Origin of the sequence: Schaalia georgiae DSM 6843 (assembly GCF_000429245.1) — a bacterium.
Classification (GTDB): domain Bacteria; phylum Actinomycetota; class Actinomycetes; order Actinomycetales; family Actinomycetaceae; genus Pauljensenia; species Pauljensenia georgiae.
Genome location: NZ_KE386870.1, coordinates 130,507 through 153,380, shown reverse-complemented (window position 1 = coordinate 153,380; position 22,874 = coordinate 130,507). Strand labels below are relative to the sequence as shown.

Annotated in this window: 17 protein-coding genes, 2 tRNA genes and 1 pseudogene; 12 read left to right on the top strand and 8 right to left on the bottom strand. The window is 70.2% G+C overall.

All coding sequences use genetic code 11. The features are described from left to right. From G447_RS12830 to topA, 6 genes and pseudogenes are all read right to left on the bottom strand, one after another. Window positions 1-115: pseudogene (locus tag G447_RS12830) on the bottom strand (DNA starvation/stationary phase protection protein); the annotation flags it as partial. A gap of 312 nt (window positions 116-427) precedes the next feature. Next, window positions 428-500: transfer RNA gene (locus tag G447_RS0109210), tRNA-Thr, on the bottom strand. A 114-nt stretch (window positions 501-614) separates the two neighbouring features. After that, a complete protein-coding gene (locus tag G447_RS0109205) occupies window positions 615-2,225 on the bottom strand; it encodes an alpha/beta hydrolase (RefSeq protein ID WP_005872495.1) in 1,611 nt (536 codons plus the stop codon). Window positions 2,226-2,246: 21 nt separating this feature from the next. Next, the gene (locus G447_RS0109200) at window positions 2,247-3,428 is read right to left on the bottom strand and encodes a DNA polymerase III subunit delta' (protein ID WP_026430829.1); all 1,182 of its coding nucleotides are present in this window, start codon (window positions 3,426-3,428) and stop codon (window positions 2,247-2,249) included. After that, complete coding sequence (gene tmk, locus G447_RS11475; protein WP_034476976.1) at window positions 3,428-4,420, bottom strand: dTMP kinase; 993 nt, start codon at window positions 4,418-4,420, stop codon at window positions 3,428-3,430. The genes G447_RS0109200 and tmk overlap by 1 nt, the downstream gene beginning before the upstream one ends. A gap of 233 nt (window positions 4,421-4,653) precedes the next feature. Further along, window positions 4,654-7,416, bottom strand: a complete 2,763-nt coding sequence (topA, locus tag G447_RS0109190) for a type I DNA topoisomerase (RefSeq protein ID WP_026430828.1) — start codon at window positions 7,414-7,416, stop codon at window positions 4,654-4,656. 316 nt (window positions 7,417-7,732) lie between these two features. On the opposite strand from topA, the gene G447_RS0109185 reads away from it, so the two are divergent. The 7 genes from G447_RS0109185 to G447_RS0109160 all read left to right on the top strand — a co-directional run bounded on the left by G447_RS0109185 (window position 7,733) and on the right by G447_RS0109160 (window position 14,739). Beyond that, window positions 7,733-8,767: a DUF1266 domain-containing protein gene (locus tag G447_RS0109185; RefSeq protein ID WP_026430827.1), complete on the top strand. Its 1,035-nt coding sequence runs from the start codon at window positions 7,733-7,735 to the stop codon at window positions 8,765-8,767. A 737-nt stretch (window positions 8,768-9,504) separates the two neighbouring features. Continuing rightward, entirely contained in the window at window positions 9,505-10,065 is a 561-nt protein-coding gene (locus G447_RS0109180; RefSeq protein WP_026430826.1) for an NAD(P)H-dependent oxidoreductase, read from the top strand. A gap of 64 nt (window positions 10,066-10,129) precedes the next feature. Next, entirely contained in the window at window positions 10,130-10,738 is a 609-nt protein-coding gene (locus G447_RS0109175; protein WP_026430825.1) for a TetR/AcrR family transcriptional regulator, read from the top strand. Between the two features lie 372 nt (window positions 10,739-11,110). Then, a complete protein-coding gene (locus G447_RS11470; RefSeq protein ID WP_034476974.1) occupies window positions 11,111-11,539 on the top strand; it encodes a YjdF family protein in 429 nt (142 codons plus the stop codon). 262 nt (window positions 11,540-11,801) lie between these two features. Beyond that, window positions 11,802-12,134, top strand: a complete 333-nt coding sequence (locus G447_RS0109165) for a DsrE family protein (protein WP_026430824.1) — start codon at window positions 11,802-11,804, stop codon at window positions 12,132-12,134. Between the two features lie 331 nt (window positions 12,135-12,465). After that, complete coding sequence (locus tag G447_RS12900) at window positions 12,466-12,633, top strand: type II toxin-antitoxin system YoeB family toxin (RefSeq protein ID WP_081697896.1); 168 nt, start codon at window positions 12,466-12,468, stop codon at window positions 12,631-12,633. Between the two features lie 351 nt (window positions 12,634-12,984). Continuing rightward, the gene (locus G447_RS0109160) at window positions 12,985-14,739 is read left to right on the top strand and encodes an ATP-binding cassette domain-containing protein (RefSeq protein WP_026430823.1); all 1,755 of its coding nucleotides are present in this window, start codon (window positions 12,985-12,987) and stop codon (window positions 14,737-14,739) included. A gap of 121 nt (window positions 14,740-14,860) precedes the next feature. Here the strand turns inward: G447_RS0109160 and G447_RS0109155 are convergent, their stop codons facing one another. Further along, the gene (locus tag G447_RS0109155; RefSeq protein WP_026430822.1) at window positions 14,861-16,504 is read right to left on the bottom strand and encodes a DUF7059 domain-containing protein; all 1,644 of its coding nucleotides are present in this window, start codon (window positions 16,502-16,504) and stop codon (window positions 14,861-14,863) included. A 289-nt stretch (window positions 16,505-16,793) separates the two neighbouring features. Here G447_RS0109155 and G447_RS0109150 point away from each other — a divergent pair, with 289 nt between their 5' ends. The 4 genes from G447_RS0109150 to G447_RS12125 all read left to right on the top strand — a co-directional run bounded on the left by G447_RS0109150 (window position 16,794) and on the right by G447_RS12125 (window position 20,352). Further along, entirely contained in the window at window positions 16,794-17,777 is a 984-nt protein-coding gene (locus tag G447_RS0109150) for a DUF808 domain-containing protein (RefSeq protein WP_026430821.1), read from the top strand. Window positions 17,778-18,097: 320 nt separating this feature from the next. Then, window positions 18,098-18,781 (top strand): superoxide dismutase, encoded by a 684-nt coding sequence (locus G447_RS0109145; RefSeq protein ID WP_005872550.1) that lies wholly within the window; start codon window positions 18,098-18,100, stop codon window positions 18,779-18,781. A 427-nt stretch (window positions 18,782-19,208) separates the two neighbouring features. Next, entirely contained in the window at window positions 19,209-19,637 is a 429-nt protein-coding gene (locus G447_RS0109140; protein ID WP_026430820.1) for a hypothetical protein, read from the top strand. A gap of 94 nt (window positions 19,638-19,731) precedes the next feature. Continuing rightward, a complete protein-coding gene (locus G447_RS12125) occupies window positions 19,732-20,352 on the top strand; it encodes an NYN domain-containing protein (RefSeq protein WP_081491421.1) in 621 nt (206 codons plus the stop codon). A gap of 52 nt (window positions 20,353-20,404) precedes the next feature. Here the strand turns inward: G447_RS12125 and G447_RS0109130 are convergent. After that, a tRNA-Ser gene (locus G447_RS0109130) sits at window positions 20,405-20,494 on the bottom strand. A gap of 323 nt (window positions 20,495-20,817) precedes the next feature. On the opposite strand from G447_RS0109130, the gene G447_RS0109125 reads away from it, so the two are divergent. Then, the gene (locus tag G447_RS0109125; protein WP_026430818.1) at window positions 20,818-22,812 is read left to right on the top strand and encodes an OPT family oligopeptide transporter; all 1,995 of its coding nucleotides are present in this window, start codon (window positions 20,818-20,820) and stop codon (window positions 22,810-22,812) included. Window positions 22,813-22,874 lie beyond the last annotated feature (62 nt).

The following is a 22,874-nucleotide window of genomic DNA, read 5'->3' as shown; positions in this document are numbered from 1 at the left end:
TGTTCCAGTGGAGCTGCTTGCCCACCAGGGACAGGGCGGTGGCGTCCACCAGCACCTTCTGCAATTCGCCGGCGAGGACGTCGGAAGCCTTGAAACCGGTGGGTTCAACAGTCATAGTGGATCTCCTTGTCTGGGTTGGCGGGTCCGGCGCCGGTGCCGGGGCCGGACCACGGGGGACGGGGGCTCGCAGGCCCCCTGGACACTCCTCCATCATGGTCCCTAAGTCCCAGAAAAGCGAGTGCTTCCGCCCGTTCGTCGGAAGGTTCACGAACGGCCCCCGCAATGGAATAACGCCGTGGCCCGCGGCGCTGCGACTGCGTCCGGCGGCTAACAGCTGCGCGCGGCGGACTGGGGCCGCCCGCGAGCGCCCCCGGGGTGCCAGCACGCGTAAAACCCCGCGCCATCGGCGATAGCGCGGGGTCCTGGGAGCCGCCTGTGGGAATCGAACCCACGACCTATTCATTACGAGTGAATCGCTCTGCCGACTGAGCTAAGGCGGCGCGCCCCGCCTCCCCGTCAAGGGGCGCTGGGGCAACGGCACAACTCTAATGGCACGGCGCGCCCGAGGCAAACCTGAACGGGCGGCCATCACATGGTTCCCGTCACAGGCGCCCTCACTTGCACATGAGGCCCGACTGGGGGACCGTCCCGTCCACCAGGTACTTCTCCACCGCGTCCACGGCGCACTGGTTCCCGCCCCTCTTGTACGACGTGTGGTCCCACCCCTCGACCGAGACCAGGACCCCGCTGGAGAGCTGGGACGCCAGGGCCTGCGCCATCGGGTACGGGGTGGCAGGGTCGTGCGTGGTCCCGACGACCACGATGGGCGCCGCCCCCGCGGCCGCGATCGGGGCGCGTTCGGCGTGGGTGGTCGGCCATGCCGCCAGGCCCGCCGACGGGTACCCGCCGTAGGACCCCATGATCGGCAGCTCCGCCTCGAGGGCGCTGGCCGCCGCCGCCCACTCGTCGACCGTTCCGACGGGCCCGTAATCGAGGTTGTTGACGACCACCAGGGCGTCCAGCGAGTTCCCGCTGTACGTCCCGTCGTCGTTGCGCTCGTTGAGCAGGTCCGCGATCTCCAGCAGGGCGCTGCCGTCGGTGTTCGAGATCGCCCGGCTCACCGCCTCAGTCAGCGTCGGGTACCACGACGTGTCGTACATCGCCCCGTAGATCGCGGAGAGGGCCAGGTTCGAGGTGAGGGGGCGCTGGGGGTCCCGTGTCCGCATGGGCTGCGACTCCAGCGCCTTGATGAAGGACACGAGCGTCGACACCCCGTCCGCGTGGGACTTGCCCAGCGGGCAGCGCGGCCCGGCCTGGCAGTCGTCGATCCAGTGCTGGATGGCGGCGTCGAGGCCGCGCATCTGCATGGCCGTCATCTCGTTGATATCCACAGCGGGATCGACCGCGCCGTCGAGCACGAAGCGGCCCACTTTGTCCGGGAAGAGGCCCGCGTAAGTGGCGCCGAGGAACGTCCCGTAGGAGTAGCCGAGCAGGTTGAGGGTGGGCGCCCCCACCAGGGCGCGCATCATGTCGAAGTCCTTGGCCGCGGACACCGTGTCCACGTGCTTGTACAGTTCCCCGGTCATCCGCTCGCAGCCGGCGGCGAAGTCGGCGGACTCGTCCTTGGCCGCGGCGACGATCTCGTCGGGCGTCAGGTCGGCGCCGTCGGAGCCGCCCTCCCCGCCCGTGTTCACGTCATCGCGCTCCGAATCGGTCAGGCACCTCACGGGCGTCGACTGCCCGACGCCCCTGGGATCCAGCGCGACGATGTCGTAGGCCCGGACCACCTTCTTGCCCAGGAGGGACCCCGCGTAGTAGGGCAGGCTCTCGACGACGGCGCCGCCGGGGCCGCCCGGGTTGACGAAGAGGAAGGGAGCGTTCGCCTTCCCCGACCGGCGGACCGCGACAGTGAGCTCGATCGATTCACCGGACGGGACGTCCCAGTCCAGGGGCGCCCTCACCCTGGCGCACTGGTAGACGGTGGGGTCGTTCGTGTTCTCGCCCTCGTCCTCGTTGAGGGTGACGCCGTCACACGTGCCCCACACGAGCTTCTGGGAGTAGTAGTCGTCGGTCCCATCACCGCGGGGCGCCCAGGAGGAGACTGGGCCCGCTGCCCCCTCCAGTTGGAGCGGAACGAACCACCCGTAGTAGAAGCCCGTGACGCAGACAACGGCAACGACGGCGACGACGGCGACGACCGTCGCCCAGATCTGACGAGTGTTCATGGGGCAATAGTAGCGGTGCTCCTAGGCCTGTGGCCGCAGGGAGACGACCATCGTCTCCAGGACCAGCAGAACGTTGCCGTTCGCGATGAGCCGTCTGCGCGCCTGCTCTATGTGGTCGATGCGCGCCATGGTCTGCGCTGGGCTGGAGTCGGCGGCGATCCCGTGGACCAGGTCGGACAGATCCGTGTTGATGAGCTCCTGCCCGGAGCACAGCTGGACCATGAGCACGTCCCGGTAGATGGCGAGCAGATCGACCAGGGCGCGGTCGAGGGCGTCGGTGAGGGCGCGTTTGGCGCGCCTCTTCTGGTCCTCCTCGAGCTGTCGGAGGAGCGCGCGGGACTGCTTCGTGGCGCGCTCCCCCTCGTCCATGCCCAGTTGGCGCAGCAACTCGGACTTCTCGCGGGCGTTGCGCTCGCCGACCTGCGCGTCCGCCTGTGCCCTCGCGGTCTCCAGCAGGCTCCCGGCGGCGATGACGGCCTCACCGACGCTGCGCACGCGCGCGGGGGCCGTGACGATCTCACGGCGGCGCTGGCGCATCTGCGGGTCGCGGGCGAGCGCCCTGGCCAGGCCGATGTGCGATTGCGCGGCGCGCGCGGCTTCCAGCGCCGTCTCCGGGTCTGCGACGCCCTCATCCACCAGCAGGTCGGCGACGGCGCCCGCGCGGGGGATACGCAGCCCCAGGTGGCGGCAGCGCGAACGGATCGTGGCGATCATGTCCTCCGGGCTCGGCGCGCACAGCAGCCACACAGTGTGCCCGGGGGGCTCCTCGATGGCCTTGAGCAGGGCGTTCGCCCCGGACTCGCCCAAACGGTCGGCGTCCTCGACCACGAGGACGCGCCACTTCCCCTGGGAGGGGGAGCTCTGCGCCTGCTGCACCAGGGAGCGCGCGGTGTCGACGGTGATGATCGAGGTCTCGGTGGCGACGAAGACCACATCGGCGTTGGTCTTCGCCAGCGTCGTCCGGCAGCCGGGACATTGGCCGCACCCCACGGGCTCGCCTGTGCACTGGAGCGCGGCGGCGAAGGCCGTGGCGGCGACGGAGCGCCCCGACCCGGGCGGGCCCGTGATGAGCCACGCGTGGCTCATGGCCCGAGCCCCTTCCCCGTCCCCCGCAGCGGTGATCGCGCGCGCGGACCCGGCAGCCTCGCGCAGGACGGCGACCGCCGCCTCCTGCCCGATCAGCCCGGAGAAGACACCGTCCATCACAATTCCCACAGCGCGCCCTGTGCCTCGCCGAGGAGGGGGGCCGGGGCGGAAGGGGCCTTACCGGGGGCGGGGGACCGGTCCCCGACGGGCTTCCCTCCCCGGGAGCCGTGGTCCACTCCGTCGCGGACCGGGGCCGCCTCGTCCCCGGTCCCGTCCTCCTGGGCCGACGCGCTTCGATCCGCGTCCGAGGTCTGGTCTGACACTGGCGCGCCGCGCTCCGGCTCGGGGATTCCCCTGCTGGCGGGCGCCTGGTCGGGGGAGTCGTCCGCTCCGTCGCGGACCGGGGCCGGCGCGCCGCGCTCCGGGTCCGAGGGCTGGGCCGGCGCGGGGCCTCCCCCGCTGCCGGACGGGGCGCCGGACACGGGGGCGCTGTCCGCGAAGCGCTCGACGAGGACGCCCCTGATCTCGGAGAACACCTCCTCGCGAGTGCCCACCGCGTCGATGACGACGATCCTATCGGGCTCGGCGTCCGCCAAGCGCAGGTACTCGCGGCGCACGCGCTCGTGGAAGTCGGCGGACTCGCGCTCCATCCGGTCGGGGGCGTCGGTGCGCCGGCCCGCCCCCACCTCGGGCGGCAAGTCGAGCAGGAAAGTCGTGCAGGGGCTCAGCCCCTCTGTCGCCCACGCCGACATCGCGGCGATCTCGTCCACACCGAGGCTGCGGGCGGCCCCCTGGTAGGCCAGGGAGGAGTCGATGTAGCGGTCCCCCAGGACCACGGCGCCCCTGGCCAGGGCGGGCCGCACGACGGTGGCGACGTGGTAGGCGCGGTCCGCCGCGTACAGCAGCGCCTCCGTGCGGGGGTCGATGTCGTCTGGCCCGTTCTGCACCAGTCGCCGCAGCTCCGCCCCCAGGGGCGTCCCACCGGGTTCGCAGGTCATCACCACCTCGAAGCCGCGCGCCTCGAACCACTCGCGCGCATTGCGGATCTGCGTGGTCTTGCCAGCGCCGTCAACGCCTTCAAAAGTGATGAAGACTCCGCGCGGACTCATGGAACTCCCCTTGGTCAGATGCATGGGCTTATCTTCCCACGCCACCGGCCGAAACGCGTGAGCCGCGCAGGACGCGCCCACCCGGACCGCCGGCCCGCCGCACGGAGAACGCGTTCCCCTCGCCCTCGGCACCGACACCGACGGCGCACTGGCCCGCTCGCGGGGGAAAAGCCGCCGTCGGCGACCGCCGCTCACTGCGCGGGAGGGCCCGCCGCGCGGGGAGCGCCCGACGACTACTTGCCGTCGGCCGCCTTCCCCGTGGCCCTCTTCTTCGGCGCCGCCTTCTTGGCAGTCGTCTTCTTGGCCCCGGTCTTTTTCGCCGTCGTCTTCTTCGTCGTCTTGGTGCTCGCCTTCTTGCGCGTGCGCTTCGGGGCGGGGCCCTTGGCGCGCTTGTCAGCCAGCAGCTCGTAGGCGCGTTCGGCGGTCAGATCCTCGACCGTCTCGGCTCTGGGGACCGTCACGTTCGTCTCCCCGTCGGTCACGTAGGGGCCGAAGCGCCCGTCCTTGACGGTGACCTTCTTGCCGGAGATCGGGTCGTCGCCGAACTCGCGCAGGGGCGGCCGGGCCGCGCCGCGCCCCCGGGTCTTGGGCTGGGCGTAGATAGCCAGGGCCTCGTCGAGCGTGATCGTCAGGAGCTGGTCCTCGCCGGCCAGGGTGCGCGAGTCCGACCCCTTCTTCAGGTAGGGGCCGTAGCGCCCGTTCTGGGCGGTGATCGTCTCGCCCGAGGCCGGGTCGACCCCCACCTCGCGCGGCAGGGACAGCAGCTGGAGCGCCTCGGCAAGGGTCACGGTGGAGATGTCCATGGTCTTGAACAGGGAGGCGGTCCTGGGCTTGGCGGCGCTCTTCTTGGCCTTCGCCCCGTCGCCGCCCTCGGGCTCGGGGAGGACCTCGGTCACGTAGGGTCCGTATCGCCCGTCCTTGACGATGATCGTGTGGCCGCTGTCCGGGTCGACGCCCAGCTCGCGCCCGTCATCGGCGGCGCGCGCGAAGAGCTGGTCCACCAGCTGGTCGTCCAGCTCGTCGGGGGCCACCTCCGGCGGAACGTTGGCGCGGGCGCCGTCCGCCTTCTCCAAGTACGGCCCGTAGCGGCCCACGCGCAGGGTCACCCCGCGCCCCAGATCGATCGAGTTCACGGCGCGCGCGTCGATGTCGTCGCCCAGGGAGGCCACGTCGTGCCGCAGGCCGCCCGCCTCGCCCGAGCCGTCGGGGCCGAAGAAGAAGCCGGAGAGGAAGTCCGCGCCGTTCTCCTCGCCCGCGGCGATGCGGTCCAGGTCCCCCTCCATGGACGCCGTGAAGTCGTAGTCCACCAGGTTCGCCAGGTTCTCCTCGAGCAGGCGGGTCACGGAGAACGCCAGCCACGTGGGGACCAGGTATTGGCCGCGGTGCGTCACGTAGCCGCGGTCGCCGATCGTCTGGATGGTGGCCGCGTAGGTGGAGGGGCGCCCGATGCCGAGCTCCTCCATGGTCTTGACGAGGGTGGCCTCCGTGTAGCGCCCCGGGGGCTGCGTCTCGTGCCCGTCGGGCACAGCGCTGCGCACCTGCGCCGCGTCCCCCTCGGACACGTCGGGCAGGGTCTTCTCCGAGTCGGAGTCCGCCTTCTCCGCGTCGTAGCGCCCCCGGTCGCGGCCCTCCTGGTAGGCGAGGCGGAAGCCTGGCGCGGTGATGACAGTGCCCGAGGCGGAGGACACCACGTCGTGGCGCCCGTCGTCCAACGCGACCCCGGTGGCGACCCGGATCGTCGCGGTGAAGCCGACGGCGTCGGCCATCTGCGAGGCGACCGTGCGCTTCCAGATGAGGTCGTACAGGGCCAGCTGCTGGCGGTTCAACTCGGAGGCCACCTGCGCGGGGGTGCGGAAGTGGTCGCCGGCGGGCCGGATCGCCTCGTGCGCCTCCTGCGCGCCCTTAGAAGCAGTGCCGTACACGCGCGGCTTGTCGGCCACCGCCGCCTCCCCGTAGAGCTCCGCCGCCTGGGCGCGCGCGGCGCCGACCGCCTGGCTGGACAGCGCCGTCGAATCGGTGCGCATGTACGTGATGTAACCGGATTCGTACAGGGACTGGGCGGTGCGCATCGTCGACGAGGCGTTCCAGTGCAGTTTCCTCGACGCCTCCTGCTGCAGGGTCGACGTCGTGAAGGGCGCCGCCGGGCGGCGGCGGTAGGGCTTGTGGGCCACGGAATCGACCACCGAGTCGGCGGTGGCGGCAAGCGCCTCCGCGAGCGCCCCGGCCCGCGCCTCGTCGAGGTGGACGGCGCCGTTCTTGAGGGCCTTCGCGCTGAGAGAGCCGGCCTCCGTGAAGTCGGAGCCGGTGGCGACCGGCCGCCCGTCGATGTGCGTGACGCGGGCGGAGAACTCCCCGCCCTTCGACTCGATACGGGTGTCGATCGACCAGTAGCACGCGCTCACGTGGGCCATGCGGTCGCGCTCGCGGTCGACGACCAGGCGCGTCGCCACCGACTGGACGCGGCCGGCCGACAGGGAGGGCCGGATCTTGCGCCACAGCAGGGGGGACACCTCGTAGCCGTAGAGTCGGTCGAGGACGCGGCGGGTCTCCTGCGCGTCCACCAGGTCCGTGTCCAGATCACGCGTGTTGTCGAGGGCCCGCTGGATGGCCTCCTTCGTGATCTCGTGGAACACCATGCGCTTGACGGGGACCTTGGGCTTGAGGACCTGCAGCAGGTGCCAGGCGATGGCCTCCCCCTCGCGGTCCTCATCAGTGGCCAGGTAGAGCTCGTCGGCCTCCTTGAGGAGCCTGCGCAGTTCTGTGACCTTCTTCTTCTTGTCGGGGTTGACCATGTAGTAGGGCTTGAACCCGTCCTCGACGTTGACGGCGAAGCGCCCGTAGGGGCCCTTCTTCATGGTGTCGGGGAGTTCCTTGGGCTGGGGCAGGTCGCGGATGTGCCCGATGGAGGCCGTCACATGGTAGTCGGGGCCCAGATAGCCCTCAATCGTCTGGGCTTTCGCGGGGGACTCCACGATCACCAGCTTGCTCGCCGCCATGCTCGTCCTTCCGTGCACTCGGGGTGGGTCGTTATGAGTGGCGCCCGCGGCTCCGTGGCCGCTGGGCGTTACGCAGACCTTACAACGCCCGTGAAGCGTTTGCGTACTGTGACTTCCACCCTCCTCCCCCTCGGCGGCCCGGGTGCCAGCATCGTCCCCCGGCCTCAGACGCTGTGGCTTCCGCCCGCCTGCCCCGCGGTGGCTCGGCCCGGACGCGGGGGAGGCGCCCCCGCCTCGGCCCCTTTCCGTATAATGATCGCCACACGTCCGCCCCCTGCCCAGTCGTCCCGCAGGCACGTTCCGAAGAATCGAGACCATGAGCACCACCACCATGAACCTTGTGGGCGTTGGCATCGCCATCGTCCTCATCTCCCCCATCATCATCGGAGTGCTCTTGTGGCGCGCCCACCTCACGCGCAAGTTCGGAACCCCGCCGCCGGTGCCCGACGACGTCAGGGCGGCGGGGGACGCGAAGGAGTGGGCCTCCCTCAACCAGCACCACATGCCGGTGTGGACGTCGAATCCCGCGCGCTTCACCCCTGCCGCGCACCACCGCCTCATCGCGGTCGTCGCCCCCTACTCGTTGTGCCACCACGATCCATGGGAGCTCCTCGACATCTCCGATCCCGCTGACAACCGCGCCATGATCGAGCGGGACTGGGGCATCACGTCGCGCGCCGAACTGCTCGAGCAGTTGCACAGCCTGCTGACCGACGGGCACCGCTCCACCTTCGCGGCGGAGCGCGACCGCTGGTCGGACCCGCAGCTGGCCGAGGCGGACGCAGCGAAGTTCCGCCTCGACGCCGCCACGTCACAGTCGCACGCCGAGGCCCTGTGGCGCATGGAGCGGATGCGCAACAACGAGCGGAACATCCGCAACATCGACTACACGGCGTGGGACCTCATCCGCGCCGCCATGCTCGCCCGCAACGGAGCGGCGCTGGGCTGGCTGACTTCCGCCGAGGCGTGGGACACCCTCGCCCTCATCGACTGGGCGCTGCGCCAGCAGTACTCCAGTTGGGCGCAGCTGTGGGAGGCGTTCTGCCTCACGCGGTGGTGGTGGTTCTCCGAGGGCGGCGAGACTGAGCGATGGAACGACCTCCACGACCGCAACCGCGGCCTCGCCCTGCTGAGCCCGGGCCGCCCCTGGGCTGTGGTCCCGTGGGACATGCAGGTGCCCGGCCCGCAACTCTTGATCGCGGACGACATGATCGCCCTGGGCGGGGCCGAGCCGTTGGGCCCGCAGGAGCGCGAGCGCGCGACCGGTTGGGAGCGCTGGATCGACGACCAGATCCGCGCCCGCACGACGAAGAGGCCCGGGAACCATAGGTTCAACAACAAGCTCGACTGAAGCAGGGCGGCGGGCGGCGAAGACCAGCACCTGACCAGACATGGCATCTACGAGGCCATCAGGCAGGGCGGGCCAGACCCGTGCCGCTTTGCAAGGGATATTGCATCCTCAAAGGGAAGCCTCCCCCCTTGGGCGGGTGTGGGGGCTGTTTTGCAAGCGAAGTTGAGTTTTCAAAGCGATACCACACTTTGCAAGCGTTATAACGCTTGCAAAGTGTGGTATTGCTGTACAAGCGTCGACATCGCTGTGAAAACACGCCCCAATGGGCACCGGCCCCTCGGACAGCCGGGTCACACTGGCGGTATCGCTGCGAAAACCGAACCGACGACAGGCACCTTGCCTTCTGCCCCGGCCCCTCCCGGGCGCGGCGGGGCGCCCAAGACCCCATCGAGGCGCCCTCTGCCGCGGCCCCACAAAGGCTCCTGCCACAGCCAATCAGGCAGAGCGGGCCAACCAGAGCCGGGGAATGCGCATTGAAAACACCCATTGGGGCAGGTTAGCCCGCATTGGGGCAGGTTATTAACCTGCCCCAATGCACCGTTTCCTGCCCCAATGCGGGGCACTGCTGCCGCACCGGCCGACAACGGCCCCGGCCCACCAGTGCGCCCAACCGCCCACACCCCCGCCTCGCCCACTGTTCGAGACGCACCCCACACCCCCGAACCACGTTCCCACTTGCGCACAAGCATCTCTCCTCCTATGGTTGTAATCAGTTGATTACAACCATAGGAGGAGAGATGCGCATCCTAGCCATCCAGGGCAGCCCCGACCCGGAGAGCTTCTCCGCACAGCTGGCCCATACCTACACAACCGCCGCACGCGAACACGGCCACGACATCGAGACCATCGACCTGTCCGCGGAGGATTTCGACCCTGTGCTCCGCTACGGGTACCGCCAGCACATGGAGGACGAGTCCGCCCCGAAGCGCTACCAGGAGATGATCCGCCGAGCCGACCACCTCACCTTCCTGTTCCCCATCTGGTGGTCCGCCGAGCCCGCGGTCCTCAAGGGCTTCCTCGACCGCGTCCTCACCCCCGGCTTCTCCTACAGCTACGACCCCAAACCCCACGGGCTCCTCAAGGGGAAGACCGCCTCCCTCATCGTCACCAGCCGCGCGCCCGCGGCGTTCTACCGCCTCTACGGAGGGCCGCTGTCGCGGTGGAAGCACATGGTCCTAGCCTTCAACGGCATGCGCCCGAAGGGCGCCCTCATCCTGGGCAACATGGACACCCAGAAGGACACCCCCGAGCGGCGGGCGGCATTCACCGCCCGGGTCCGCGCCCACGCCCAGCACTGAGGCGCCCCTGGCACCCCCTACCGCTACGATTCACACCAAGACCCCCACCGCCCCGGAGACCACCATGCCGCCCCCCGCACCGAAACGCCTCCCCGCGCCACAGCGGCGCCGCCTCATGCTCGAGGCCGCCGTCCACGTGTTCGGGGAACGCGGGTACGCGGGCGCCACGACCGACGCCATCGCCCGCGAAGCCGGGGTCTCCCAGGCTTACGTGGTGCGGACCTTCGGGTCGAAGGAGTCACTGTACACCGAGGCCGCCGCCCACACCTTCGAGGCGGTGCGCGAGGCGTTCCGCTCGGCGCCCATCCCTCCAGACGCCTCGTCGGAGCAGATCCGGTGCGCGCTGGGGGACGCCTACCTGGAACTCGTCGCCGACCGTTCCAAGCTCCTCATGGCGATGAACCTCTACACGATGGGCGCCCACCCGGTCTTCGGACCGCTCGCCAGGGAGGGCTTCGACTCGATCTACCGCGTTCTGCGCCACGAGCACGGACTCGAGGCGGACGAGGCGGCGCTCTTCCTCGCGCGGGGCATGCTCATCAACACCGTCCTCGGACTGAGGCTATGGGAGGGGGAGGGGCGGGAGAACGCCTCGGAACTACTGTCCTTCCTGTTGGAGGAGGACGCAGAGGACATCCTCGGGGCCGCCGCGGGCCCCCGCCCGGAACGGTAGCGCCCGGGGACGGGCGGCAATGAGGACGGGGCGGCACCCTCCTCGTCGGCGTAGAAGGCTTCGGGGCGGGGGCGGGGTGCGCGTCCCACCCGGACAAGGGCGCGCCCCCGGAGGGCGCAGGTCGTACCACCAGCGCCGCATCCCCGATGCGGTCGGCGCTGCGCGCACGGAGAGCACGTCGCGGTAACGGGTCCACCCGCGCTGGACGGCGTCGGCGCTGCGCGCCCCGAGGGCGCAGGACGTACAATGGGGCGTCAGTCCTGGTACGCGAACCGCACAGTCCAGTGGGAAGTCTGGACGATGCCCCGCATCCGTCGCTGCCCCGAGCAGAATCCAGCGTCATCAGGTCCACTTCGGTGCGCCTGGAGACACATGATGAAGACGGAGTCCACACTGTATTTCGACGGCCGGTTCTGGGTCGTCGTCATCGAGCGCCACGAGGAGGGCCGTGTCCGAGCGGTTCGGATCGTGTTCGGCGCACAGCCCTCGGACGCGGAACTGTACGAGTTCCTGCTCGCCCACGCCAACGCACTCACGCGCCGCCTCGACGAGGCCGCGGTCGTCCCCGCTGGTCCCGAGCACCAGCCGAAGCGGCCCAATCCCAAGCGCGCGCAGCGCCAGGCGTCCCGCCTCGCCCGCCAGGCGCACCCATCGACTGCTTCGCAAGCGGCGATCCACGCGGACCGCGAGCGCTCGGCGCAGCGCCGGGCCGCAGACGCCAAGCAGAAGAAGCGGAAGGCGGCGGATGACAAACGTCGGCTCAAACGCGCGAAGGCGCGGGCGCGCCACCGCGGCCACTGACGGCCGCCCAGGCCTCGGACGCAGCGCCCCGCGCGAGTGCCGTCCGTGCCCGACGAATCCACTAAGCCCCACGCCGCGGCCCCGCAAGGTCCTGGCCGCCCCCTATTCCTATTCCTCGCGGTCGTGGCGCGGTAGCATTCCCCTGTATCCCTCGAGTGCGCAACGAACTCCTTGTACCTGGCGATGTTGTGGCGCGGTAGCATTCCCCTGCACCCCGCCGGGGACTCCACTCGCGCCACGTCATTCCACAGGAGAGAGCAATATGAACTACGACTACATCCTCCACGTTTCAGACATCGCCCGGTGGCCAGCGGCACTGTCGAACCTCGGCAACCTCACACAACTCGGCCTGGCGAAGGGGATCGTCGTCATCGTCAACGGCACCGGCGTCTACGCCCTCCAGGGCGCGAACGACTGGACCGCGCAAATGGAGGCGGCCGCCCGTGCTGGCGTGGACTTCTTCGCCTGCGCCCGGTCGCTGGCCAACCACGAGTTCGTCGAGGGCACGCTGCCCGCGTGGCTGGGGCAAGTGCCCGCCGCCATCCCCGCGATCCGCGAGTGGACGAAGGACGGGGCCACGTACATCAAGTCGTGATGCCCTGGAATCCCAGGATTCTCACGGCTGCCTCAACACGTTCCCCAAGGTTGGCCCCCTACACTCGATGCTGTCAGACAGAGGAGGCGGAAAAGCCCGCTGAGGCGAACGAAGGAGCCAAATGGAAGCACCAGGATCGTATTGACACCGCGGAGCACCGCCCGAGACAGACGAAGGAGTCATTTGGAAGCAGCTCACCCATGTTCACGGGGCGGGGAGGAGGCCAGCACGGCCCTTCCCCGCCCTCCCCTGTATAGATTCACGCACAACGCCCTCATGAAGACGATGGCCCACTCCAAGTCCCGGACGCACTACGCCGAAGTCCTCGACCATGCCGTCAGCGACCGAAGGGGAATCAGGAAGCCCGAGTCCCTCGCGCAACGGGTTCGCTGGATTCCGGTCCAAACGCATCGACAGCCGCCACCGCCTCGTCCACTGGATCACCAGTGACGCGCAGTCCGTCCACGGCGCCTCCCGCCGCTACCACTACGGCGCATAGTGGCGCCGCCGGCCCAGACGCAGAGGCAGGGGTGAGGCCCAACCCCCAAGCAGCCCCCAGCGCTCCCGGCGCTCTCGGCTGACACTGGTCCAAAATGCGTCTGAGTCTCGGGTGACAACGGAGGCCCTCCGAGCGTGTGGTCCAAAATGCGTCTGAGTTCACCCAAAATCGGGGAAAACAGCCCAAAACCGTCACACTCAGACGCATTTTGGAACATTCCGCCCCGCTGCCGTAGAAATACTCCGGAACTCAGACGCATTTTGGAACACTGCGCGTCCTGTTCCCGGTATAATCGACGCATGGCTTCCTGACATGACGCCCCGCCCCCTCCCCTCCTCCCACAGGTGCGCCATGTCCACGATCCTCTTCTCCCACGTCTCCTTCTCCTACGGCGCCACGCCCGTTCTCGACAATGTCTCTTTCGCATGCGGGCCCGGCGACCGCCTGGTCGTCGTCGGCCCGAATGGGATCGGCAAGTCGACGCTGCTCGCCCTGGCAGCCGGGCTGCTCGAGCCGGACTCCGGGACGGTCAGCGCCCCGCCTGTCCCTCCGGCCGCGGCATTCCTCCCGGCCCCGCCGCCCGGAGCGGCCCCTCCTCCCGCAGCGGTCCCGCCGTCAGCAGCACCCCCTTCGCCCACGCCACCGAGGTCCACGCCGCTCCCTCCGGCCGCGGAAGCACAGGGGGCGCACACCGTCGCGCGCTCCATCGAGGCCGCGACCTGCGGCACCCGAGGGCTGGCGGCGCGCTTCGACTCCCTCACCGAGCGCCTCGCCCAGGGCGCCTCCCCGCGCGACGAGGCGGAGTACGACCGCGTCCTGGCGGCGATGACCGCGCGGGACGCGTGGACCATCGACTCACGCCTCGAGCAGACCCTGGACGGCCTCGGCCTGGGCAGCGTCGACCGCTCCCGCCCCCTCGCCTCCCTCTCCCCGGGGCAGCGCGCCCGCCTGCGCCTGGCCCTCGCCCTCGTCGAACGACCGGACGCCCTCATCCTCGACGAGCCGACGAACCACCTGGACGCTAACGGGCGCGATCACCTGGCGCGCGCCATCGACGGCTGGCAGGGGCCGGTCCTCATGACCAGTCACGACCGGACCTTCATCGAGCGCACGGCAACGGCGCTGCTCGACCTGGATCCGGCGCCGTGGCGGGCGCTTGCGGTCGCCGGCGGGGAGCTCGCGGACTTCGGGGCGTACCGGGTGGGCGGGTCCTACTCGGACTACCTGCGGGACAAGGCCGCCGCACGTTCGCGGCACGCCGCCGTCCACGCGGAGCAGCAGGCCGAGAAACGCCGACTCGCGGCCCACCGGCGGGATTCGGCGGTGGTGGGGCACGCGCGCTTCAAGCCCCGCACGGAGACGAGGATGGCGCAGAAGTACTACGCCGACCGCGCCCAGGCCACCTCGACGCGGCGCATCAACGACGACTCCCGTAGGCTGGCCATCCTGGCGTCCCACGAAGTCCCCAAGCCCCGTTACGACGAGGCGGCCTTCTCCTTCCCCCGCCCGACAGGGTCCACTGCCCTTGGCGCACCGCCGCGCCCGCGTCCCGCGGGCATCGCGCTGTCCGTCCGCGCCGCGTCGGTGGAGGGACGCCTCGCGCCGACCTCCTTCGAGGCGCGCTACGGCGAGCACCTCCTGGTCACGGGCCCCAATGGGTCGGGCAAGACCACCCTGCTGGAGTGGATTGCTCGCGGAGCCCCCAGCAGCGGGGGGCACGGAAGCATCGACGCCTCCCCCGGGGTCGTCCTCGTTCCCCAGGAGCTCCCCCGACCCGGCGACCCCCTGGTCCCCGGCGAGGCGTGGCGCCTGGGCGTCGGGGAGGCCGGGAAGGGATTCGTGCCCCCGGCGGCGTGGAACCGGCCGCTCGGTGAGCTCTCCGCGGGGAACCAGCGCAGGGCGCAGCTGGCGTGGGCGGCGCGCGCCGCCCCCCGTGTCCTCGTGATCGACGAGCCCACCAACTATCTGGACCTGGATGCGCTGGAGTCCCTCGAGGAGTCGCTACGCGAGTGGACAGGCACCCTGCTTGTCTCCACTCATGACGAGTGGCTGATCGCTAAGTGGTGGGGCCGCCTCCACCGGCTGGAGGGGACGGAAAAGCGCTGAGGGCTTCCGCGGCCTCGCGGGCGAGGCGCGTGGGTGCGTGCGGCAGGGCGTCCAGGGCGCGCAGCGCCTTGGCCAGGGCGCTGGCGGCCGGCCCCGCGGACCGGGGCCCGCGGGCCGCGCATCAGAAGGTGAGGAACCCCCACCGGATGAGTTCGGCCAGCGGCTCCCGCGCCTCGTCCCACACTTCGTCGGCCTCCCGGTCGGTCAGCGCTGCCACCGCGGTGACGATCTGGCCGACCGTGAGAGCGCCATCGGACGCCCCCACGATGGCTGAGACAGCGGAGGAGACGGGGACGGACCTCCCCAGGCCCGCGCCCTGGTGGAGGACAAGCAGACAGGGGTCGGGCGAACCGGGCACGTAACGCCTCTCCTCGCGCACGTCCGGGGCGCGCGTGAGCGCCAGGTCCCAGGTCCACGGGGCGCGAAGCGAGCGCAGCGCCCAGGCCACGTCCACTCCCCGCGGGACGCGCCCCTCCAGGGCGAGGTCGAAGGCCGCCCTGCCGCCCCCGGGGAGCCACTGACCGCCCCCGGCGTCCTGGTCTGAACCGCCGGGCGCGCACTCCCCCTCCCCGGGCTCCGGGCGCCTCACGGCGAGGAAGCCCATTCCGATGGCGCCGACCCCCGCGGCCGTGAAATCCCGAAGCCACGCGGCATACCCGCGCTCGAACGCCTCGTGGGACATGCGGTGGCCGCCCGAGTCCTGGATCCACATCTCCGCGTACTGCGCGGGATCGAGCGCGTCGCGCTGGACGACCCACGCGTCGACCCCCAGCCCCGACAACCAGTCCTCGACGCGCGAGGACCAGAGCCTATCGGGGTCGGCGCCCGCGGGGATCTCCCAGTTCGCCAGTATCTGCAGCGTGCCCCCGGGGGCGAGGTGGTCGGGCGCGGACCGGATGAGGGAGCCCACCAGTTCGTCGCGCTGCATACCGCCATCGCGGTACTCGTGGAAGCCCGCGCCCGCGCGCACGGTGTCCGGGGTGATGACGAAGGGCGGGTTGGACACGATGAGGTCGAAGGATTCTCCCGACACCGGTTCGAAGAGGGAGCCGACGCGCACGTCGATCGGCGCGCCGTTGAGCGCCGCGTTGAACTGGGTGAGCGCCCCGGCCCTGGCCGACAGGTCGGTGGCGACGACGCGCCCGCAGTGGGTCGCCAGGTACAGGGCCTGGATGCCGCAGCCGCACCCCAGGTCGAGGGCGGAGTCGACGCGCTCGCGGATCGTCTGCCCGAGCAGGCTGAGGGACGCCCCGCCGATGCCGAGCACATGGTCCTCGTCCAGGGGCCGTCCCGTCACATCCTCCCCGAGGTCCGAGGCGACCCACCACTGGTGCTCGCGCTGGGAGGCGGGGTCGTCGGGGTCGGGCAGGGAGGCGGAGTGGGGCCGCAGGTCGAAGAGGGCGGCGAGGCGCGGGGGCGTGCCCGCCCCGTCCACCCCGGCCTCCCCCTCGGTCCCGCCGGGGCCCGCCAGCCCGAGGCGGACGAGGCCGCGCGCGCCGAGGGAGGGCAGCGCCGCGTCAAGGACGTCGGACGCCTCGTCGGCGCCGAGCATGAAGAAGCGGGTGAGGACGGCGGCGGGGTCGTGCGATCCTGCCAGTTCCAGCATGGCCGGGACGCGCATCCCGCGCATCATGGCGTCTTTGGCGGTGGCGCTGAGCGCCGTGTTAATGCGGTCCACCGTCCACTCCGAGGCGCCGAGGTCGGCGCGCAGGGAGTCGATGAGGTCGATGTCGAGCACGGGGACCGGCGTCGAGGAGTGAGTCATGCCTCCAGACTAGGGCCAGGCCGCCGCGACTCAAAGCCGAGGGCCCCGCAGCCCGGGGTGGAGATCCGCAGGCCCCGGGGCGGCCCCACTGTTCCCGGGAGCCGGGGTCCTGCGGTTCCAGGCAGCGGCCCACGACTGCCGGGCGGCGGCCCCCGGGGCGGTACTCCCGAGACTCCGGGGCGGGCGCGCCGGTATAATCGCCCCGACCCGGCGGGCGAGGCGCCCGTTGGCGCTGAGGACTCCAGCGCGCCTGCTCGCGCGACCGGCCCGACCAGATGAGAGGATACCCATGCCCAGCGGCCTTGTGGCGCTCCTGGACGACATCGCGACGCTCGCGAAGGCGACCGCGTCGTCGTTGGACGACATCGCCGCGGGCGCCGTCAAGGCATCGTCGAAGGCGGTGGGCGTCGTCATCGATGACACCGCAGTCACCCCGCAGTACGTGCAGGGCCTCTCCCCGGACCGGGAATTGCCCATCATCGGGCGGATAGCGAAGGGCTCACTGATCAACAAGCTCTTCATCATCCTGCCGGTCGCGCTGGCGCTCACGTGGTTGGCGCCGTGGGCGCTGCCCGTCCTGTTGATCGCGGGGGGCTCCTACCTGTGCTTCGAGGGCGGTGAGAAGGTCCTGTCCGCCCTGAAATTGCTCCCCCACCACGGGGCGGGAACCCGTCCCGAGGAGGGCTCCGCGACCGCGCCGCAGGAGGTGGAGAGGAGGATCGTCGCCTCGGCGACGCGCACCGACCTCGTGCTCTCATCGGAGATCATGCTCGTGTCGATGGCGGGGCTGACCGGCGAGTCGGCGCCGAGGCGGGTCGCGATCCTCATCGCGGTGGCGTTCTTCATGACTTTCTTCGTCTACGGGCTCGTGGCGGTACTGGTGAAGATGGACGACTTCGGGCTGCGGCTGGCGCGCGCGGGCGCGCCGGAGGGCGAGGCGGCCGATCCGATGGAGAACCGGCCCGGCCCTGTGGACAACGTGGGCCGCGTGATCGTCAGGGCCATGCCCCGGGTGTTCCGGGCGATCGGCGTCGTGGGGACTGTCGCGATGCTGTGGGTCGGCGGGCACCTGGTCATCGAGAGCCTCGCGGAACTGGGGGCCACCGGACCCCACCACGTGGTGGCGGCCGCCGAGCACGCGATCGCCGGGGTGGGCGGCTTCGCCCAGTGGTGCGCGGAGTCGTTCCTGTCGGGGGTGTTCGGCCTGGCGCTGGGCGGGTTCCTCGCCCTCGCCTGGGCGCTGCTGCGGCCCCTCGCGCGCCGAGGGCACTGATCGGGGACAGCGCCAGGACGGATGGGGGCCGCAGGCCTGCGCCTCGCGCGCCGAGGGCACTGATCGGGGACAGCGCCAGGACGGATGGGGGCCGCAGGCCTGCGCCTCGCGCGCCGAGGGCACTGATACGGGCAGGAGCGCTGGTACGGGAAAAGCGCCCCGCATTCTGGTCCTCCCGACGGCGGGAACCGGCCGGAAGGCAACCGGGGGCGGAACAGACACGGAACAGGCACCACATCTTATGACCTGTCCCACTACCCACCTCCAATACCGGGACTAAAGTACTAGGCTGAGATCGAGGACTACGCATAAGGAGTGCCATGCCCGTTTACACCCTGCCCGACCTGCCCTACGACTACGCCGCTCTGGAGCCCTACATCTCGGGCACCATCATGGAGCTGCACCACGACAAGCACCACGCGAACTACGTGGCGGGCGCCAACGCCGCCCTCGAGAAGCTCGGGGCCGCCCGCGAATCCGGCGATTTCGCCGCCATCAACCTCCTCGAGAAGAACCTGGCCTTCAACCTTGGCGGCCACGTGAACCACTCGGTCTTCTGGACGAACATGACCGGCGAGGGCGCCTCGCGCCCCGAGGGCGAGCTCGCTGCCGCCATTGACGAGTTCTTCGGCTCCTTCGAGAAGTTCCAGGCGCAGTTCGCGGCCGCGGCCCTGGGCCTGCAGGGCTCGGGCTGGGCGGTCCTCGCGTGGGACACCGTCGGCAAGCGCCTGGTCACCCTGCAACTCACCGACCAGCAGGGCAACATCCCCGTCGCCACCGTCCCGCTGCTCATGATCGACATGTGGGAGCACGCTTTCTACCTCGACTACCGCAACGTCAAGGCCGACTACGTCAAGGCCTGGTGGAACGTCGTCAACTGGGCGAACGCCGAGGAGCGCTTCAACGGCGCCCGCCTGGCCTCCCGCCTGGTCAACGCCCACGAGGCCCTGGCCGGCCTGGGCGCGCAGGCCGTCGACACCGTCAAGGGCTGGTGGCAGAACTGACGCCCGCACCGCCTCAGCGGTGAGTGAGGGGGCGGGGCCGCTGGGCGCCGCCGCGCTGGCCGACGGGCGCTGGCCCGTCGGCGGTGAGTGAAGTGAGGGGGCGGGGCCACTGGGCGCCGCCCCCTCACAGCTGCCCTCCCCTGTCCGGCGGCTCGCACCGCGCCAACAATCCACTCACACCCATACCCCTGTGGCGGGCCCTGCCATTCCAGTCGGCCCCGCCGCCTCGTTGTTATCCGGCGGACCCGGTCGCTTCCCCAGTCCCCGCCCAGCGTCCCCTCCACCTCGCCGGGCCAGGGCGGGGAGCCCTCCACCTCGCCACATGGGCCCCGGGCGGCCGACGCCCTCCGCATCCGCGCAGACCCGCCCCCGCACAACCGTCGGCGTTACACTGGGCCCATCCGGTCAATCTGGGATTGGGGCTGTTGTGTTGTACTTCCTCTGGGTGTTCGGCGGGGACTCCGACGGCGGGCCCGACGACGTTCCCGCGCTGCTCGCGGATTTGGTGAACACCGATGACGAGCACGTCGACGTCAGTTTCTCCAAGGGCGACATCGCGGTCTCGGTGAGCCGTTCCCTGTGGCTGTCCATCGAGGACGTCGAGGTGGACACCCTGCCGCCGCGGAGCTTCCACGCGCCCAACGAGGCGACGGTCGTCGAGATCGCGCGCATGCTGGACGAGGACCGCGTGGACGAGATCCTGGAGCGATACCCCTGGGTGGACGGATACCCGCAGCCGGACCGCGACGAGCTGCTGCGCACCCTCACCGGCGGGGTGCTGGAGTCGGCGCCCGAGGCGCCACGGGAGCACCCGGAGGGCCCCGGCCCTTGCGATGCGGCCGACTTGCGCGGGTGATTCCGGGACCATAGAATGAGCGCATAGCTCCCCGTCGTCCTTCTCGGGATTGGCGGGGTTTATTCTATTCGCGGGAGGCGCAGCGGCCGCGCGCATGGCCGTCGTCATCGACTATCAGAATGTCCATCTCACAGCATCTCAGCTCTACTTCCCCAGTCGCCCGATCGAAGAAGGACTGATCGAACCTTTCAGGTTCGCGAAGCAACTCGCCAAGGCACGCAACAGCGATGGGCGGCACGAGGCCGAGATTTCTCGTGTCGAAGTGTATAGGGGACTCCCGATCGTTGACGACGACGCTGACGCGTACCGAAGGAATATGGAACAACAAGAGCGCTGGCAGAGCGGTCATGCCGGAACCGTCTCCGTGACGCTGCGCCCGCTCAAATACGAGTGGGAATGGATCGACGGGAAGAAAGTTCCAATCCGTTCAAGTCGCCGGGAGAAGGGCGTTGACGTGATGTGCGCGTTAGCGCTTGTCAGGCTTGCCCGATCAGGGCAGTTCGATGTCGTTGTCCTCGCCTCACGTGACACGGACCTCGCTCCTGCCCTTGACGAAGCGAACGGTTTGGGATCCACGAAGGTCGAAGCTGCGAAATGGTACGACCCCACTGATAGACGAACCTTCGGGAGCATCAAGACGAAGGCCCGGATTTGGACGACCTCCATGAAACGCGAGCATTTCCTGGCATCGATCGATCCTCGCGACTACTCCTGAACCAAGAACGCCCCGCGGCCCCAACCTCTGGCTGGGACCGCGGGGCTTCCCGTGGCGGTAGCGCTGGGATTTGAACCCAGGGTGGCTGTTACACCACACAGCATTTCGAGTGCTGCACCTTCGGCCGCTCGGACACGCTACCCTACCCGGCCATAGTAGCGTAAGCGGACCGCGGTCGCGCAAGTCGGGCAAGGAGCTGCGACCCTTCGCACACGTCGGCGCTGCCGTCCCGGGAACTGTGCGCCCCGGCCGTCCGGGGGCCGCTCCACCGGGAGCCGCCCCGGCGGCGACGCAGGGCGGGCAATCTGGCGGCCACGGCACACACCCCAGAGCCACACGCCGCGCCCTTGTCGCGGCACACGCTCCACTGTCACAGCCTCCCACATACCGCCCCCGCGCTGCCAGAATCCGTGCCCCGCCTTAGGCTGGCCTGGCACACACATCCGCGCTGTGAAAGGAAACCCCGTGTCCGCGCCACAGGCGGGCCGCCCGGCCCCGCTCAAAGAACTCACCATCCGCGGCATCGTGATCGGCGGCATCATCACCCTCGTCTTCACCGCCGCGAACGTCTACCTGGGGTTGAAGGTCGGCCTCACCTTCGCCACCTCGATCCCCGCGGCCGTCATCTCGATGGCGGTCCTGCGCCTGTGGAGCGACCACACAGTCCAGGAGAACAACATCGTCCAGACCATCGCCTCGGCCGCTGGAACCCTGTCGGCCGTGATCTTCGTGCTGCCGGGCCTGGTGATCGTGGGGTGGTGGACCGGTTTCCCCTATTGGCAGACCATGCTGGTGTGCGCCCTGGGCGGCTCCCTGGGCGTCATGTATTCGATCCCCCTGCGCCGCGCCCTGGTCACCGGTTCCGATTTGCCCTACCCGGAGGGCGTCGCGGGCGCCGAGATCCTCAAAGTCGGTGATGCCCACGGGGCCGGGGAGGACAACAGGCGGGGGCTTGTCGCCATCGTCCTCGGGGCCCTCGCCTCGTCCCTCATGAGTCTGCTGTCGAACCTGAAGATCGCGGCGACCAGCATCTCAGCCGCGTTCCGGCTGGGCGGAACGGGCACGATGCTGGGGTCGTCGTTGTCGATGGCGCTCATCGGCGTCGGCCACTTGGTCGGTATGACGGTCGGCATTGCGATGCTGGTCGGCATGCTCCTCTCCTACGGGGTGCTGCTCCCCTACTTCGCCTCGGGCTCCTTGGACGGGGGCGACGGCCTGGAGGACGCCCTGGGCACGGTGTTCCGCGCCGACGTGCGTTTCATCGGCGCGGGGGTCATGGCGGTGGCCGCCGTGTGGACCCTCGTGAAGATCATGGTCCCGATCGTGCGCGGCATGCGCGAGTCGGTGGCCGCCTCGCGCGCGAGGCACGGGGGCGGGAGCGTGGCGCGCACGGAGAGGGACATCCCCGCGGGTGTGGTCATGGCCTCGATCCTGGCGTCGATGCTCCCCATCGGCGTCCTGCTGTGGTTCTTCGCGTCGGGCACGGCCATCGCGCACAACATGGGCGCACTGATCGCCGTTTCCGTGGTTTTCATCCTGGCCGCGGGCCTGCTGGTGGCAGCGGTGTGCGGCTACATGGCGGGCCTGATCGGCTCGTCGAACTCCCCGGTCTCCGGCGTGGGAATCCTGGTGGTCGTCATCACTGCGCTGGCGGTCCTGCTGGTCCACGGCACGGGCTCGTCCGCCGAGGAGACGACGGCGCTGGTCGCTTACACGCTGTTCACAGCGGCCATCGTCTTCTGCATCGCGACGATCGCGAACGACAACCTGCAGGACCTCAAGACCGGTCAACTGGTGGAGGCGACGCCGTGGAAGCAGCAGGTCGCACTGGTGATCGGCGTCGTCTTCGGCGCCCTGGTGATCCCCCCGGTCCTGGGCCTCATGCAGGCGAGCTTCGGTTTCCAGGGGATGCCGGGCGCGGGGGAGAGCGCGCTCGCCGCGCCCCAGGCCTCGCTCATCGCGTCCCTGGCGCAGGGGGTGCTCGGCGGCGGGATCGACTGGGGCCTGCTCGGCCTGGGAGCCGTCATCGGCGCTGTGGTGATCGGCATCGACGAGGCGCTGCGCCCCCTGTCGAAGGGGAGGCTCGCCCTGCCGCCCCTGGCGGTGGGCATGGGCATCTACCTGCCGTCGTCGCTCACGATCCTCATCCCCGTCGGGGGGCTCATCGGGTTCTTCTACAACCGGTGGGCCGATGGGCGCCCGGAACCGGGGCGGGCGCGCCGTTTCGGCACTCTGACGGCCACTGGGCTCATTGTCGGGGAGTCCCTTTTCGGCGTGGTCTTCGCGGGCATCGCCGGGGCCACGGGTTCCGAGGCGCCACTGGCGCTGCCTTTCATCGGCGACGGGTACGCCCCCGTCGGGCAGGTGGTCGGCGTCGCGTTCTTCGCAGGCGCCATCGCACTGCTGTACCGGTGGACTCGCCGCACGAGCGCCGAGGCGGAAGGGGCCGACGGGGCCTGAGCCCCTGCCGCCCCACTACAGCGAGTACCGCGCGCCAGAGCAGGAGGGGGCCTGAGCCCCTG

What these genes read in the sequence shown, in the direction of transcription:
- G447_RS0109165 (WP_026430824.1), top strand. Translation starts at nt 11,802, where the DNA reads ATGAACTACGACTACATCCTCCACGTTTCAGACATCGCCCGGTGGCCA.
- G447_RS12125 (WP_081491421.1), top strand. Translation starts at nt 19,732, where the DNA reads ATGGCCGTCGTCATCGACTATCAGAATGTCCATCTCACAGCATCTCAG.
- G447_RS0109200 (WP_026430829.1), bottom strand. Translation starts at nt 3,428, where the DNA reads ATGGACGGTGTCTTCTCCGGGCTGATCGGGCAGGAGGCGGCGGTCGCC.
- G447_RS0109175 (WP_026430825.1), top strand. Translation starts at nt 10,130, where the DNA reads ATGCCGCCCCCCGCACCGAAACGCCTCCCCGCGCCACAGCGGCGCCGC.
- topA (WP_026430828.1), bottom strand. Translation starts at nt 7,416, where the DNA reads ATGGCGGCGAGCAAGCTGGTGATCGTGGAGTCCCCCGCGAAAGCCCAG.
- G447_RS0109185 (WP_026430827.1), top strand. Translation starts at nt 7,733, where the DNA reads ATGAGCACCACCACCATGAACCTTGTGGGCGTTGGCATCGCCATCGTC.
- G447_RS0109150 (WP_026430821.1), top strand. Translation starts at nt 16,794, where the DNA reads ATGCCCAGCGGCCTTGTGGCGCTCCTGGACGACATCGCGACGCTCGCG.
- tmk (WP_034476976.1), bottom strand. Translation starts at nt 4,420, where the DNA reads ATGAGTCCGCGCGGAGTCTTCATCACTTTTGAAGGCGTTGACGGCGCT.
- G447_RS11470 (WP_034476974.1), top strand. Translation starts at nt 11,111, where the DNA reads ATGATGAAGACGGAGTCCACACTGTATTTCGACGGCCGGTTCTGGGTC.
- G447_RS12900 (WP_081697896.1), top strand. Translation starts at nt 12,466, where the DNA reads ATGCCGTCAGCGACCGAAGGGGAATCAGGAAGCCCGAGTCCCTCGCGC.
- G447_RS0109155 (WP_026430822.1), bottom strand. Translation starts at nt 16,504, where the DNA reads ATGACTCACTCCTCGACGCCGGTCCCCGTGCTCGACATCGACCTCATC.
- G447_RS0109180 (WP_026430826.1), top strand. Translation starts at nt 9,505, where the DNA reads ATGCGCATCCTAGCCATCCAGGGCAGCCCCGACCCGGAGAGCTTCTCC.
- G447_RS0109160 (WP_026430823.1), top strand. Translation starts at nt 12,985, where the DNA reads ATGTCCACGATCCTCTTCTCCCACGTCTCCTTCTCCTACGGCGCCACG.
- G447_RS0109205 (WP_005872495.1), bottom strand. Translation starts at nt 2,225, where the DNA reads ATGAACACTCGTCAGATCTGGGCGACGGTCGTCGCCGTCGTCGCCGTC.
- G447_RS0109145 (WP_005872550.1), top strand. Translation starts at nt 18,098, where the DNA reads ATGCCCGTTTACACCCTGCCCGACCTGCCCTACGACTACGCCGCTCTG.